This window comes from Pseudomonas sp. 8(2025), assembly GCF_052665325.1.
In genome coordinates this window covers 43,577-57,711 of record NZ_JBQOIE010000021.1, presented here as the reverse complement: position 1 = coordinate 57,711, position 14,135 = coordinate 43,577, and the positions used below count along the sequence as shown (strand labels likewise).

The window sequence follows — 14,135 nt, the reverse complement described above, 5'->3', positions numbered from 1 at the left end:
TTCTCGGGGTGGGGCGCGACGGCTGTTGCGCCCACGGCCTTAAGCTACGCGCAGCCAGGCGCACCTGGCTTGTCGCCGGGTGCAGGGCTTTTTGCGTTCTGGTGCACTGTCGTCACTGCTGAATGTGGGGGGCACGCGCTGCAGGAGCTGGCTCGCCAGCGAACAGGCCCGCCCCGGCGCGGCATGGCTTACGGGGCTTTTCGCCGGCAAGCCGGCTCCTACGGGGGAGGGGGCTGCGCGAAGCGCCGGTTACTTGGGGTACAGCGGCGGCAGGCTGGTGGTGTCCGCCACCGGGTCCTGGACCCGTTCGTCGATCGGGATGGCGCGTATCGCTCGCCACAGTTCCTCGCCCTGCCAGTACTGGCCGGTCTCGCTGTAGAGCGCGCCGTTGAGGCCGTCCAGGGCGTCGGACAGCGGCACGAAGCGCGCGGCCATTTCGGCCAGGGTTTCGGGCTGCTGTCGGGCCCAGGCGTCCAGGGCCTGGCGGGTGGCCTGGGGGTCGTTGGCCTGGCAGGCACGCTTGAGGTCGTCCAGCAGCGAGCGCGGGCTGGGGCCGGTCTGGGTGGCGCGCAGCACCGCCGGCTGCCAGCGGGCGCGCCACCACAGGCCGAAGCCCAGCAGGGTGGTGCAAGCCAGCAGCAGGGTGCTCAGTTGCCACAGCCACAGGTTGCCGCTGTCGGGCGCGGCCGAGGCGTTGCCTGCCGGGGTGTCCACCACCAGGCTCGGGTTGTTCGCCACCTGCAGGGCCCGCGACGGCAGGCTGGTGCTTTCCAGGCGGTCTTCGACGGTGTTCCACCAGGTCACTTCAATGGCGGGCAGTTCGACGTTGCCGGGGCGGGTGGGCACCAGCGCCTGGCGGTCTTCGCGAATGCCCAGAAGGCCCTGTTCAACGTGCTGGTTGCTCAATTGCGGCTGGTCCGGGTAGCTGCGCAGGCCATTGACGTCGGCCAGGGGCAGCGGCGGCAACTGGGCGCTGGACAGGCCTTCGGCGCGCAGGGTCAGGCTGCGGGTCAGGGAGTCTCCGACCTGAGGGTGCTCGGGCTCCGGGTTCCAGCTTTCGCTCAGGCTCAGGCTGCGGGCCGGCAGCCAGGGCGCGTCGGCCGGGTAGGTGGCGGGCTTGGCCTTGACCTGCAGGCTGATGTCACTGGAGCTGACGTGGATCAGCTTGCCGGCCCGGGGCGTCTGCGAGCTGGTTTCCTGGCCCGGGTCCGGGTTGGCCAGGGTGGCGCTGAAGGTCAGCGCGGGAATCTGCAACGGCCCGCTGCGCTGGGGATAGAGCGCGTAGCGCATCTCGATCACCCCGTGGCGCACGCCATTGATGAGCTTTTCGTAGGTGCGCGGCTCGCCCAGCTGTTCCACCCGGGTGTCGCTCAGCAGCAGCGGGCTCAGGCTGCTGTCGTCGAACAGCGGCACCGAGTGGTAGATGTGCAGGGTCAGCAGGGCCTGGGCCTGGACATAGACGCTGGGCTGGTCGAGCTCGGCTTCGATGAACACCGGTTCCAGGCGGGCGTTCTGGTCCTGGGCCGGGCTGGTGTTGACCTGCAGGCTCAGGGGCTGGCTCTGCAGGCTGCCCAGTTGCAGCGGGGCGATTTCCAGGGTGCCGGTGTGGCGCGGCAGCAGGGTGACGATCCAGCGGGTACTGGCGTGGTTGTCCCCCAGGCCGTTGAGCTGGTTGACCTGGCGCGTGCCGCGCACCTCGAATTGTGCCTCCAGGGGCGCCAGGTCCGGCTTGCCGAACTGGGTGACATCGGTGGACTCCAGGGTCAGCTCGACGGTTTCCCCGGAATTGACCTGGCTGCGGTCCAGGCTGGCGAGCAGGCCGGCAGCCTGGGACTGGCCAGTGCAGAACGCGAGGGCAAGCAGTAGGGCGGTGCAGCGGGTCATCGAGTTTTTCCCTGATCCTGATGTTGTTGCTGTTCGTACCAGAATTTGCGCCTGAGCAATTCACCCGGGTCGTCGGGGATCTTGCGCAGCCATTGTTCCAGCGCCTGCTGGTGTTCAGCGTCCAGGCTGTCCTCCACCGGGCGCAGCGGGGTGGTGGTGTGCTGGTCGTCCAGCTCGCTGCCGGGCACTTCGCTGTGGCCGGCGGCCTGTGGATCCGGCGGCGGCGTGTCGCCTTCGTTGGCCGGCGCCTGTGCCGGGTCCTGCGGGCCATTGCTGCCCGGTGGTGGCTGGGTGGCTGCACCGCTGGGGCCCGGGCGGGTGTCGTCGCCTTCGGGGGGGTCCGGCTTCTTCGCCGGTGGCGGTGTTTGCGCCTGGGCCTGTTGCTGTTGCAGCAGGCTTTCCACCAGGGCCTTGTTCTGCAACGCCGGTTGCAGGTCCGGCTGGCGTTCCAGGGCCTGCTCGTAGGCGTCGATGGCGGCTTCCAGCTCGCCGCTGCGGGCCAGGGCGTTACCGCGATTGTAGTGGGCGCGGGCGTCGTTGCCCTCGGCGAAACGCTCGGCGGCGGCAGTGTAGTTGCCGGCTTCGTACAAGGCCACGCCTTGCCATTGCGGGTCCTGGAAATGCCGCGCGGCCTCCGCCGGGCGCTGCTGTTGCAGAAGCCGCTGGCCCTGCTGGTCGGGGCGCAGCCACAGGTCATTGAAGTCTAAGGCGTAGCTCGGTTGTGGCACGGCGAACAGCAGCAGGGGCAGGCAGAACAGCCAGCCCCGGCGCCCGGCGCAGGCGGCCAGCAGCAACAGCGGCAGCAGCAGCCAGTAGCCCTGGTCGGCCCAGGTATCCAGGCGCAGGGTCTGGCCGTCGCTGCGCAGGCCTTGCGGGCCGCCCAGCAGGCCCAGGCCGCGCAGGTCGCTGTCGTCCAGGCGCGCCTGGCGGTAGCGCCCGCCCACGTCGCCGATGAAGTGCTTGAGGTCCGGGCTGTCCAGGCGCGATACCAGGATCGCGCCCTGGTCGTCCTTGAGGTAGCTGCCGTCTTCCAGGGCCACCGGGGCGCCGTCGCGGCTGCCGAAGCCGAGCATCAGCAACTGTGGGGCGTCGCCCTTGAGCGCCTGGCGGATGCCCTGGCGTTCCTCTTCGTTGAGGGAGGAGGCCATCAGTAGCACCCGGCCCTGGCCCAGGGCCCCCTGGTCCAGCAGCTTCAGGGCCTTGAGCAGGGCCAGGTCGGCGCGCTGGCCGGCCTGGGGCATGATCGACGGCTTGAGGGCGTCCAGCAGGTTGCGGCTGGTGGCCAGGTCATCGGACAGCGGCACCAGGGTGTGGGCGCTGCCGGCGTAGACCACGATGGCGGTCTGCGCGTCGCTGCGCAGTTGCAACAGGTCCAGCAGCTTGTGCCGGGCCTGCTCCAGGCGATCGGGCGGCACGTCGTTGGCGAGCATCTGCGGGGTCAGCTCCAGCAGCACCACCAGCGGGTCGGCGGGTTTCTGGCTGGTCTGTTCCACCCGCTGCCAGCTGGGGCCCAGCAGGGCCAGCACCGCCAGCAGCCAGGCCAGGCCCAGGGCCACCCAGGGCAGCTTGCTTTCGCGGCCATTGCCGCCGCTGAGCAGGGCGGCGTGAAAGGCCGGGGGCAGGATCATCTGCCAGCGCCCGGCCCGTTTCTGCCGGTGCCAGAGCTTCCACAGCAGCAGCGCCAGCAGGGGCAGCACCAGCAACCAGCCGGGGCGGAACCAATGGGGCCAGAGGCTGATCATCGACGCCTCCGCAAGCGCAGGCGCTTGAGCCGCTGGCGCCAGTCATGGGCAGGCAGCAGGAAGTTCGACTGGGTGAAGAAGCGTTGCAGCGGGTTCTGCGGCCAGCGCTCGCGCAGCACCAGCAGCACGCTGAGCAGCAACGCCGTGGCCAGGGGCCAGTGGTACAGGGCCTGGGCCGGGCGTGCCTGGGTCGGTTGCTGGGCCACCGGTTCCAGTTGGTCGAGGGTTTGCTTGATCGCTTGCAGCTCCTGGCCGTCCCGGGCGCGGAAGTAGCGCCCGCCAGTGACTTGCGCCAGCTCCTTGAGGGCCGGTTCGTCCAGGTCCAGGCTCGGGTTGATGCCCAGCACGCCGAGGGTGGCGCTCTGTTCCGGGTCGGCGCCGATGCCGATGGGGTAGATCTTCACCCCTTCCTCGGCGGCCAGCCGGGCGGCGGTGATGGGGGCGATCTCGCCGCCGTTGTTGGCGCCGTCGGTGACCAGGATCAGCACCCGGCTCTGGGCCGGGCGCTGGCGCAGGCGCTTGAGGGCCAGGCCGATGGCATCGCCGATGGCGGTGTTCTTGCCGGCGATGCCGATCTTCGCTTCATCCAGCCAGACCCGCACCGTGTGCCGGTCGAAGGTCAGGGGCGCCTGCAGGTAGGCCTTGCTGCCGAACAGGATCAGGCCCACCCGGTCGCCTTCGCGGTGTTCGAGAAAGTCCCCCAGCAGGTGCTTGACCAGGTTCAGGCGGCTGACGTCCTCGTCCTGCCATTGCATGTCGGGGAAATCCATGGAGCCGGAAACGTCCACCGCCACCAGCAGGTCGCGGCCGCTGGCGGCCACCGGCAAGGGGTCGCCCAGCCATTGCGGGCGCGCGGCGGCCAACAGCAGCAGGAGCCAGAGCAGGATGAAACGCACCTGCTGGCGCCAGGCCGGCAGGTGGGCGCGGGCCCGGCGCTTGGACAGGCCTTCCAGGTCACTGAGAAAACTCACTTTCAGCGCCGGCTCGCCGCTGTCGGCCACCGGCAGCACCAGGCGCAGCAGCCAGGGCAGCGGCAGCAGGACGAAGACCCAGGGCCAGGCGAACTCAAACATGCTTGCGAATCCAGGTGTCCACCGCCTGGGTCAGGCCGGCGATGGCTTTGTCGTCGAGCTTGCATTCGGGCTTGTAGGCGCCTTCCACCAGTACCATCCAGCGGGTCAGGCCGGCGGCCGGGCAACGGTTGTCGAGGAACGCCAGCCATTTGCGCCCGTTCAGGGTGTGGCTCTGGCTGTAGGGGTAATGGTTGCGGCACAGGCGCTTGAGCAGGGCATTCAAGGCCTGCAGCCAGGCGCCGGCGGGGGCACCGTCATAGGGCTTGGGCAGCAGCGCCAGTTCTGCCAGGGCGGCCAGGCGCACCGGGTCCAGGGGCTGCTCGCTGCGGGCGCGCACGGCCTTGCGCGGCCACAGGTGGCGCCAGTGCCAGAGGGCCAGGCCCAGCAGCGGCAGCAGGATCGCCAGCAGCCACCAGCCCGGGGCCGGCGGCCACAGGCTGACCGCGGGCGGCGGCAGCAGCGGTTGCAGTTGTTCCAGGCTGCTCATCGGCCGGCTCCGGGGCGCTGCGGGTTGAGGTACTCGCGCAGCTGCTCGACCATCTCGCTCTGGGTGCTCAGGGGCATCAGCAGCACCCGCAGCTTTTGCGCCAGGCGTTCCCAGCGGGCGATGCGCGCTTCGCTCATGGCGCGGTAGGCCTGGCGCAGGTCGTAGTTCAGGGTGTCCAGTTCCAGCTGGGCGCCGCGTTCGGCAAAGCGCAGCAGGCCGGCGGCGGGCAGGGCGTGGTCCAGCGGGTCGGAAAGGGGCATCAACAGCAGGTCGCAATGGCGCGACAGCAGGCTCAGTTGCTGCTCGGCGGCGTCGCTCAGGGCGCGTTCGTCGCAGATCACGATCACCAGGCTGCCGGGACGCAGGACTTCGCGCCCGCGCAGCAGCGCGGTGCCCAGGGCGTCGCGCTGGGGCCGGGCTTCGCTGTGCAGCGACTGGTTGACCCGCACCAGGCGGTTGAGCAGCTGCAACAGGCTCTGCTTGCTGCGCCGCGGCTTGATCTCGTAGTGCTCGTCGTCGCCGTAGACCAGCCCGCCGACCCGGTCGTTATGGCCCAGGGCGGCCCAGCCGATCAGGCTCGCGGCCTGGGCGGCGAGCACCGACTTGAACATCAGCCCCGAGCCGAAGAACAGCTGGCGGCTCTGTTCCACCATGATGAAGATCGGCCGCTCGCGCTCTTCGTGGAACAGCTTGGTGTGCGGTTCCTGGGTGCGCGCGGTAACCCGCCAGTCGATGGTGCGCACGTCGTCGCCGGCCTGGTAGACCCGCACCTGGTCGAAGTCCACGCCGCGCCCGCGCAGCTTGGAGTGGTGCAGGCCGATCAGCGGGCTGCGCTGGCTGGGGGTGGAGAACAGCTGCACCTCGCGCACGCGATGGCGCATCTCGATCAGTTCGCCGAGGGTGATGCGAATGCCGGGTTCGGCAACGGGCTGGGTCATGGGCTTCAGGCGACGGCAACGACGTCGAGGATGCGCTGTACCACACGGTCCTGGTCGATACCGGCCGCTTCAGCCTCGAAGGACAGGATGATGCGGTGGCGCAGTACGTCGAACAGCACGGCCTGGATGTCTTCGGGGCTGACGAAGTCGCGGCCGGCGAGCCAGGCGTGGGCCCGGGCGCAGCGGTCCAGGGCGATGGAGCCGCGGGGGCTGGCGCCGTAGGCGATCCACTCGGCCATCTCCGGGTCGAACTTGGCCGGGGTGCGGGTGGCCATCACCAGTTGCACCAGGTATTCCTCCACCGCATCGGCCATGTACAGGCCGAGGATTTCCTTGCGTGCGGCGAAGATCGCCTGCTGGCTGACCCGGCGCTCGGGCTTGGTTTCGCCGTTCAGGGCTTCGCCACGGGCCTGCTGGAGGATCCGCCGCTCCACCGCGGCGTCCGGGAAGCCGATCTTGACGTGCATCAGGAAGCGGTCGAGCTGGGCTTCGGGCAGCGGGTAGGTGCCTTCCTGCTCGATGGGGTTCTGGGTCGCCATCACCAGGAACAGCGGCGACAGTTCATAGGTGCTGCGCCCGACGCTGACCTGGCGCTCGGCCATGGCTTCGAGCAGGGCCGACTGGACCTTGGCCGGAGCGCGGTTGATCTCGTCCGCCAGCACCAGGTTGTGGAAGATCGGGCCTTGCTGGAACACGAAGCTGCCGGTTTCCGGGCGATAGATCTCGGTGCCGGTGATGTCGGCGGGCAGCAGGTCGGGGGTGAACTGGATCCGATGGAATTGCGCTTCAATGCCTTCGGCCAACTCCTTGATGGCCTTGGTCTTGGCCAGCCCCGGAGCGCCCTCGACCAGCATGTGGCCGTCGGCGAGCAGGGCGATGAGCAAGCGCTCGATGAGTTTTTCCTGGCCGAGAATCTGCGTTGAAAGAAAGGTTCGCAGCGCCAAAAGCGCTTCACGATGTTCCATCGGTGACTGTTCCTGGAGAGGGTGCGCCCCGGGCGTTGAGGGAACGTCGGGGCTGGGGGCGATACTTTAATCCATAGCGGGGGTCGGCGACTAACGGGGAAAACCTGATTTGGCGAATTAGTCGAAAAAAATCCGTGTTTTATTCAGCACCACGCGCACCCCCGGTAGAAGCCGGCTTGCCGGCGAAGAGGCCGGCAGGGTTTGCGGCGGAGCCGAAGACGCCTTCGCTGGCAAGCCAGCTCCTACGGTCGGGCGCGGTGTTGGGGCTCTGGTAGGAGCCGGCTTGCCGGCGAAGAGGCCGGCAAGGTTTGCGGCGGGGCCGAAGACGCCTTCGCTGGCAAGCCAGCTCCTACCGGGAAGGGCGCTGTCGCTCAGGACAGCTGGCTGATGTAGGTGCCGGTGCCCTTGAGGATGTTCTGCAGGGTTTCCTCCACTTCGGCCAGGTCCGAGGCAGCGGTGCTGTGGCGGATCTCCAGGTGGTCGGCGCCGTTCAGGGCGTCGGCGTCGGCCGCGGCGATTTCGATCAGCAGGGTGGTGGGGCTCAGGGTCACCTTGACGCCATCGAGGGTCGAGGGCTCGCCGTCGAGGGTGATCTCCAGTTCGTCTTCGTCCGGGTAGCGGCTCATCAGGAACATCTCGCCCTGGGTGCTGTGGCAGCAGAGCATGGCCATGTTGTCTTCTTCGTCGTCGCAGGGGTTGGCGATCAGGTGGGCGGTGGTCATGTGCATGGGGGCATTCCTGAGAGAGTGGCCGGGCGGGCAGAAAGGAAACAATTCTGCCAGCCCGATGGAATTTCTGCTGGCTTGTCTGTCAGAGAACAGGTCGTGAACACAATCGCTGCGGCAGTCACTTTTGGTACGCAAGTACCGTGAATCCGGGGAAAAAAACCGGTTTTTCCACCGCGGCTGCTAGTGTTGCTCAAAGCGTGAGCGTTCTGCTGCGTGCCGTTGACCGAATATGTCGCAGCATCGCAAGCAGCTGTCACATCGCACTCGTTAAGCTGCGCAGCGGACAATTTGTTCTTAGTGCAATAGGTTGCGTCTGATTTGTGATGGTCACCTGTAAAGGCATTGCGCTCGGTTTCCCGGCTAGCGTCAGTCGTTTTTGCAGATGCCCATCCCCGGAAGGTGAATGTGACCTGTGCGTCTCGTCCAGCTTCACCCACCTGTCATCCTGCTACCTCTGCCCGAGACCAGGAGCAGGATGCAGCACCGCCCCGCGAGGGGTTTGCACGCGACGCTTCCATCAATAACAAGCCCAAGCGGAGTACCACAGATGGCGTTCTTCACCGCAGCCAGCAAAGCCGACTTCCAGCACCAACTGCAAGCGGCACTGGCGCAGCACATCAGTGAACAGGCACTGCCACAAGTGGCGCTGTTCGCTGAACAATTCTTCGGCATCATTTCCCTGGACGAACTCACCCAGCGTCGCATGTCCGACCTGGCGGGCTGCACCCTTTCTGCCTGGCGCCTGCTTGAGCGCTTCGACCACGGGCAACCGCAGGTCCGCGTCTACAACCCCGATTACGAACGCCATGGCTGGCAGTCGACCCACACTGCTGTGGAAGTCCTGCACCACGACCTGCCGTTTTTGGTGGACTCGGTACGCACCGAGCTCAACCGTCGCGGCTACAGCATCCACACCCTGCAGACCACCGTGCTCAGCGTACGTCGTGGCAGCAAGGGCGAGCTGCTGGAAATCCTGCCAAAGGGCACCCAGGGCGAAGGCATCCAGCAAGAGTCGCTGATGTACCTGGAGATCGACCGTTGCGCCAACGCCGCCGAACTCAGCGTGCTGGGCAAGGAACTGGAACAGGTACTGGGCGAAGTGCGGGTCGCCGTGGCCGACTTCGAGCCGATGAAGGCCAAGGTCCAGGAACTGATCCAGAGCATCGACAACAGCCAGTTCCCGATCGCCGCCGAAGAAAAGACCGAGATCAAGAGCTTCCTCGAATGGCTGGTGGGCAACCACTTCACCTTCCTCGGTTATGAAGAATTCGTGGTCGGCGCCGACCAGGACGGCGGGCATATCGAATATGACCCGAACTCCTTCCTCGGCCTGGCCAAGCTACTGCGCGCCGGCCTGACCAGCGATGACCTGCGCATCGAAGACTACGCCGTCAACTACCTGCGCGAACCGACGCCGCTGTCCTTCGCCAAGGCCGCGCACCCGAGCCGCGTGCACCGTCCGGCCTACCCGGACTTCGTATCGATCCGCCAGATCGATGCCGACGGCAAGGTCATCAAGGAATGCCGCTTCATGGGCCTGTACACCTCTTCGGTGTACGGCGAAAGCGTGCGGGTGATTCCTTACATCCGCCGCAAGGTCGAAGCCATCGAGCAGCGCTCGGGCTTCCAGGCCAAGGCGCACCTGGGCAAGGAACTGGCCCAGGTCCTGGAGGTACTGCCTCGCGACGATCTGTTCCAGACCCCGGTGGACGAGCTGTTCAGCACCGTGATGTCCATCGTGCAGATCCAGGAACGCAACAAGATCCGCGTGTTCCTGCGCAAAGACCCCTACGGCCGCTTCTGCTACTGCCTGGCCTACGTGCCGCGTGATATCTATTCCACCGAAGTGCGGCAGAAGATCCAGCAAGTGCTGATGGATCGCCTGCAAGCCACCGACTGCGAGTTCTGGACCTTCTTCTCCGAGTCGGTGCTGGCCCGTGTGCAGTTGATCCTGCGGGTGGACCCGAAACAGCGCATCGACATCGATCCGCTGCTGCTGGAAAAAGAAGTGGTGCAGGCCTGCCGCAGCTGGCAGGACGACTACGCCAGCCTGGTGGTGGAAAGCTTCGGCGAAGCCCACGGCACCAACGTGCTGGCGGACTTCCCCAAAGGCTTCCCGGCCGGCTACCGCGAGCGTTTCGCTGCCCATTCGGCGGTGGTGGACATGCAGCACCTGCTGAGCCTCACCGAAGCCAACCCGCTGGTAATGAGCTTCTACCAGCCCCTGGGCCAGGTCTCCGGCCAGCGCGAGCTGCACTGCAAGCTGTACCACGCCGACACCCCGCTGGCGCTGTCCGACGTGCTGCCGATCCTGGAAAACCTCGGCCTGCGCGTGCTGGGCGAATTCCCGTACCGCCTGCGTCACAACAATGGCCGTGAGTTCTGGATCCACGACTTCGCCTTCACCGCCGCCGAAGGCCTGGACCTGGATATCCAGCAGCTCAACGACACGCTGCAGGACGCCTTCGTCCATATCGTGCGCGGCGATGCCGAGAACGATGCCTTCAACCGCCTGGTGCTGACCGCCGGCCTGCCATGGCGCGACGTGGCGCTGCTGCGTGCCTACGCCCGCTACCTGAAGCAGATCCGCCTGGGCTTCGACCTGGGCTACATCGCCAGCACCCTGAACAACCACACCGACATCGCCCGCGAGTTGACCCGGTTGTTCAAGACCCGCTTCTACCTGGCGCGCAAGCTCACCAGCGACGACCTGGAAGACAAGCAGCAGCGTCTGGAGCAGGCGATCCTCACCGCCCTGGACGACGTACAGGTGCTCAACGAAGACCGCATCCTGCGGCGCTACCTGGACCTGATCAAGGCCACCCTGCGCACCAACTTCTACCAGACCGACGCCAACGGCCAGAACAAGTCGTACTTCAGCTTCAAGTTCAACCCGCACGCGATCCCAGAGCTGCCGAAACCGGTGCCCAAGTTCGAGATCTTCGTCTACTCGCCACGGGTCGAAGGCGTGCACCTGCGCTTCGGCAACGTTGCCCGTGGCGGCCTGCGCTGGTCCGACCGTGAAGAAGACTTCCGCACCGAAGTCCTGGGCCTGGTCAAAGCTCAGCAAGTGAAGAACTCGGTAATCGTGCCAGTCGGTGCGAAGGGCGGCTTCCTGCCGCGTCGCCTGCCACTGGGCGGCAGCCGGGACGAGATCGCGGCCGAGGGCATCGCCTGCTACCGCATCTTCATCTCCGGCCTGCTGGACATCACCGACAACCTGAAGGACGGCGCCCTGGTGCCGCCGGCCAACGTCGTGCGCCATGACGACGATGACCCCTACCTGGTGGTCGCGGCGGACAAGGGCACTGCGACCTTCTCCGACATCGCCAACGGCATTGCCATCGACTACGGCTTCTGGCTGGGTGATGCATTCGCCTCCGGTGGTTCGGCCGGTTACGACCATAAGAAGATGGGCATCACCGCCAAGGGCGCGTGGGTTGGCGTACAGCGCCACTTCCGCGAGCGCGGCATCAACGTGCAGGAAGACAGCATCACCGTGGTCGGCGTCGGCGACATGGCCGGCGACGTGTTCGGCAACGGCTTGCTGATGTCCGACAAGCTGCAACTGGTGGCGGCGTTCAACCACCTGCACATCTTCATCGACCCGAACCCGGATCCGGCCACCAGCTTCGTCGAGCGCCAGCGCATGTTCGCACTGCCGCGTTCGGCCTGGAGCGACTACGACACCAGCATCATGTCCGAAGGCGGCGGTATCTTCTCCCGTAGCGCCAAGAGCATCGCCATCTCGCCGCAGATGAAAGAGCGCTTCGACATCCAGGCCGACAAGCTGACCCCGACCGAGCTGCTCAACGCCTTGCTCAAGGCGCCGGTGGACCTGCTGTGGAACGGTGGTATCGGCACCTACGTCAAGGCCAGCACCGAGAGCCACGCCGACGTCGGCGACAAGGCCAACGACGCCCTGCGGGTCAACGGTAACGAGCTGCGCTGCAAGGTGGTGGGCGAGGGCGGCAACCTGGGCATGACCCAGCTGGGTCGTGTGGAGTTCGGCCTCAATGGCGGCGGTTCCAACACCGACTTCATCGACAACGCCGGTGGCGTGGACTGCTCCGACCACGAAGTGAACATCAAGATCCTGCTCAACGAAGTGGTGCAGGCCGGTGACATGACCGACAAGCAGCGCAACCAGCTGCTGGCGAGCATGACCGACGAAGTCGGCGGCCTGGTGCTGGGCAACAACTACAAGCAAACCCAGGCCTTGTCCCTGGCTGCGCGCCGTGCCTACGAGCGTGCCGCCGAGTACAAGCGCCTGATGAGCGACCTGGAAGGCCGTGGCAAGCTGGACCGCGCCATCGAGTACCTGCCGACCGAGGAGCAGCTCACCGAGCGCGCCGCCACCGGCAAGGGCCTGACCCGTCCGGAACTGTCGGTGCTGATTTCCTACAGCAAGATCGACCTCAAGGAAGCCCTGCTCAAGTCCCTGGTACCGGATGACGACTACCTGACCCGTGACATGGAGACCGCGTTCCCGCCAAGCCTGGTGGCCAAGTTCTCCGAGGCCATGCGTCGCCATCGTCTCAAGCGCGAGATCGTCAGCACCCAGATCGCCAACGACCTGGTCAACCACATGGGCATTACCTTCGTGCAGCGCCTGAAGGAGTCCACCGGCATGAGCCCGGCGAACGTCGCCGGTGCCTATGTGATCGTGCGGGACATCTTCCACCTCCCGCACTGGTTCCGTCAGATCGAAGCCCTGGACCACCAGGTTTCGGCTGAAGTGCAACTGGCGTTGATGGACGAGCTGATGCGCCTGGGCCGTCGTGCCACCCGCTGGTTCCTGCGCAGCCGGCGCAACGAGCAGGATGCGGCGCGTGACGTTGCGCACTTCGGTCCGCACCTGGCGGCGCTGGGCCTGAAGCTCGACGAGCTGCTCGAAGGCCCGACCCGCGAGGGCTGGCAAGCCCGTTACACCGCCTATGTCGAAGCCGGTGTGCCGGAGTTGCTGGCGCGCATGGTTGCAGGCACTACCCACCTGTACACCCTGCTGCCGATCATCGAGGCCGCTGATGTGACCGGCCACGATGCGGCGGAAGTGGCCAAGGCCTACTTCGCCGTGGGCAGTGCCCTCGACCTGCCGTGGTACCTGCAGCAGATCAGCGATCTGCCGGTGGCCAACAACTGGCAGGCGGCGGCGCGCGAAGCCTTCCGCGATGACGTGGACTGGCAGCAGCGGGCGATCACCATCAAGGTCCTGCAGATGGCCGATGCGCCGGATGACATGGAGGCCCGCGTGGCCCTGTGGCTGGAGCAGAACGCGAGCATGGCCGATCGCTGGCGCGCCATGATGGTGGAAATCCGTGCCGCCAGCGGCACCGACTACGCCATGTATGCGGTGGCCAACCGCGAGTTGCTGGACCTGGCCATGAGCGGTCAGTCGGTGCTGTAACGGCCTGACCCCGCCCAGAACCAAAAAAGCCCCGTATCTTGCGATACGGGGCTTTTTTATTGCCTGTCGGTTTGTGCCGGCTGGCGGGTGGCTCGGCTCAGTGGGCCGCCGAGGCGTCCTGCTCGACCACCATGTCCAGCACATAGACGCTGGACGGGGCATCGGCGGGTGCATTCTTCCACTCGTACTGCTTGACCCGCAGCACATTGCGCACGCCGTCCTGGTGCTCGTAGCCCTCGATGGACTGGTACAGCGGGTGCCAGGTGTCCTGGGTCGGCAGCTGCAGGCCGGCGTCGTCGTAGCGGCGCTCACGTACTTGCAGGCACTGGAAGTCGGGGATCAGCGGGTGGCTGCACTTGACGGTCTTGGCCGCCACTTCCAGGAAGCGGGTCTGGCCCTGGCTGCCGTAGCGGGTTTCCGGGGTGGGCTGGCCTTCGAACGTGAGCAGGGTGCCGTCCTGGGTGGCCAGTTGCAGGGTCGGGGTCGACTGGTCGCCGCCGAAGGTGGTGCGCAGATCGCCCTTGAGCAGGTTGGCGATTTGTGCGTCAAGGGCCATCAGTTTCGGCTCGCAGGCCATCAGGGTGGCGGCCAGTGGCTGTACCTTGAGCACGCCATTTTCATGCTGGAAGCCGCCGAACTGGCGGTTGCAGCCGCCGCTGATGCTCAGGTTCTGCCCGGCGAAGGTCAGGCGCAGCTGGCGCTCGATGCCCTTGTCCAGGGCGGCGACGGGCTTGCCCGCCGCATCGCGGGCCGCAACCAGCTGCCAGTAGTAGGCGGACAGCGCAGGCTGGGCGCTGGCGGAGGCAGTGCTGGCGGGCATGGAAGAAGATCCTTCAGGGGTGGTGGAAGCCGGGGTGCAGGCCTGGAGCAGGGCGGCGCAGACGGATACGAGGAGGATGTTTTGCTTCATG

The 14,135-nt window shown here is 66.6% G+C and carries 9 protein-coding genes; 1 reads left to right on the top strand and 8 read right to left on the bottom strand.

Annotation, left to right across the window (positions count from 1 at the left end; translation table 11 throughout):
• Window positions 1–249: 249 nt before the first annotated feature.
• From ACUXVH_RS28505 to ACUXVH_RS28475, 7 genes are all read right to left on the bottom strand, one after another.
• The gene (locus ACUXVH_RS28505) at window positions 250–1,884 is read right to left on the bottom strand and encodes a BatD family protein (protein ID WP_445496507.1); all 1,635 of its coding nucleotides are present in this window, start codon (window positions 1,882–1,884) and stop codon (window positions 250–252) included.
• Entirely contained in the window at window positions 1,881–3,626 is a 1,746-nt protein-coding gene (locus tag ACUXVH_RS28500; protein WP_445496505.1) for a tetratricopeptide repeat protein, read from the bottom strand. The genes ACUXVH_RS28505 and ACUXVH_RS28500 overlap by 4 nt, the downstream gene beginning before the upstream one ends.
• The gene (locus tag ACUXVH_RS28495; protein WP_011061030.1) at window positions 3,623–4,699 is read right to left on the bottom strand and encodes a vWA domain-containing protein; all 1,077 of its coding nucleotides are present in this window, start codon (window positions 4,697–4,699) and stop codon (window positions 3,623–3,625) included. The genes ACUXVH_RS28500 and ACUXVH_RS28495 overlap by 4 nt, the downstream gene beginning before the upstream one ends.
• Window positions 4,692–5,186 (bottom strand): DUF4381 domain-containing protein, encoded by a 495-nt coding sequence (locus tag ACUXVH_RS28490; RefSeq protein WP_011061031.1) that lies wholly within the window; start codon window positions 5,184–5,186, stop codon window positions 4,692–4,694. The genes ACUXVH_RS28495 and ACUXVH_RS28490 overlap by 8 nt, the downstream gene beginning before the upstream one ends.
• Window positions 5,183–6,124, bottom strand: coding sequence for a DUF58 domain-containing protein (locus tag ACUXVH_RS28485; RefSeq protein ID WP_011061032.1), 942 nt, complete (start codon window positions 6,122–6,124; stop codon window positions 5,183–5,185). Before ACUXVH_RS28485 ends, ACUXVH_RS28490 begins: the two co-directional genes overlap by 4 nt.
• Window positions 6,125–6,129: 5 nt before the next feature.
• The gene (locus tag ACUXVH_RS28480; RefSeq protein WP_003218556.1) at window positions 6,130–7,089 is read right to left on the bottom strand and encodes an AAA family ATPase; all 960 of its coding nucleotides are present in this window, start codon (window positions 7,087–7,089) and stop codon (window positions 6,130–6,132) included.
• Window positions 7,090–7,460: 371 nt separating this feature from the next.
• Window positions 7,461–7,817, bottom strand: a complete 357-nt coding sequence (locus tag ACUXVH_RS28475; RefSeq protein WP_019094865.1) for a hypothetical protein — start codon at window positions 7,815–7,817, stop codon at window positions 7,461–7,463.
• A gap of 547 nt (window positions 7,818–8,364) precedes the next feature.
• On the opposite strand from ACUXVH_RS28475, the gene ACUXVH_RS28470 reads away from it, so the two are divergent.
• Window positions 8,365–13,224, top strand: a complete 4,860-nt coding sequence (locus tag ACUXVH_RS28470; protein ID WP_077934015.1) for an NAD-glutamate dehydrogenase — start codon at window positions 8,365–8,367, stop codon at window positions 13,222–13,224.
• Window positions 13,225–13,321: 97 nt separating this feature from the next.
• Here the strand turns inward: ACUXVH_RS28470 and ACUXVH_RS28465 are convergent, their stop codons facing one another.
• Window positions 13,322–14,044, bottom strand: coding sequence for a DUF4377 domain-containing protein (locus ACUXVH_RS28465; protein WP_445496497.1), 723 nt, complete (start codon window positions 14,042–14,044; stop codon window positions 13,322–13,324).
• Between the last annotated feature and the right edge of the window lie 91 nt (window positions 14,045–14,135).

Excerpts from the sequence above, each read along its gene's own strand:
- ACUXVH_RS28475 (WP_019094865.1), bottom strand. The coding sequence starts at position 7,817 with ATGCACATGACCACCGCCCACCTGATCGCCAACCCCTGCGACGACGAA.
- ACUXVH_RS28495 (WP_011061030.1), bottom strand. The coding sequence starts at position 4,699 with ATGTTTGAGTTCGCCTGGCCCTGGGTCTTCGTCCTGCTGCCGCTGCCC.
- ACUXVH_RS28500 (WP_445496505.1), bottom strand. The coding sequence starts at position 3,626 with ATGATCAGCCTCTGGCCCCATTGGTTCCGCCCCGGCTGGTTGCTGGTG.
- ACUXVH_RS28470 (WP_077934015.1), top strand. The coding sequence starts at position 8,365 with ATGGCGTTCTTCACCGCAGCCAGCAAAGCCGACTTCCAGCACCAACTG.
- ACUXVH_RS28490 (WP_011061031.1), bottom strand. The coding sequence starts at position 5,186 with ATGAGCAGCCTGGAACAACTGCAACCGCTGCTGCCGCCGCCCGCGGTC.
- ACUXVH_RS28480 (WP_003218556.1), bottom strand. The coding sequence starts at position 7,089 with ATGGAACATCGTGAAGCGCTTTTGGCGCTGCGAACCTTTCTTTCAACG.
- ACUXVH_RS28505 (WP_445496507.1), bottom strand. The coding sequence starts at position 1,884 with ATGACCCGCTGCACCGCCCTACTGCTTGCCCTCGCGTTCTGCACTGGC.
- ACUXVH_RS28485 (WP_011061032.1), bottom strand. The coding sequence starts at position 6,124 with ATGACCCAGCCCGTTGCCGAACCCGGCATTCGCATCACCCTCGGCGAA.
- ACUXVH_RS28465 (WP_445496497.1), bottom strand. The coding sequence starts at position 14,044 with ATGCCCGCCAGCACTGCCTCCGCCAGCGCCCAGCCTGCGCTGTCCGCC.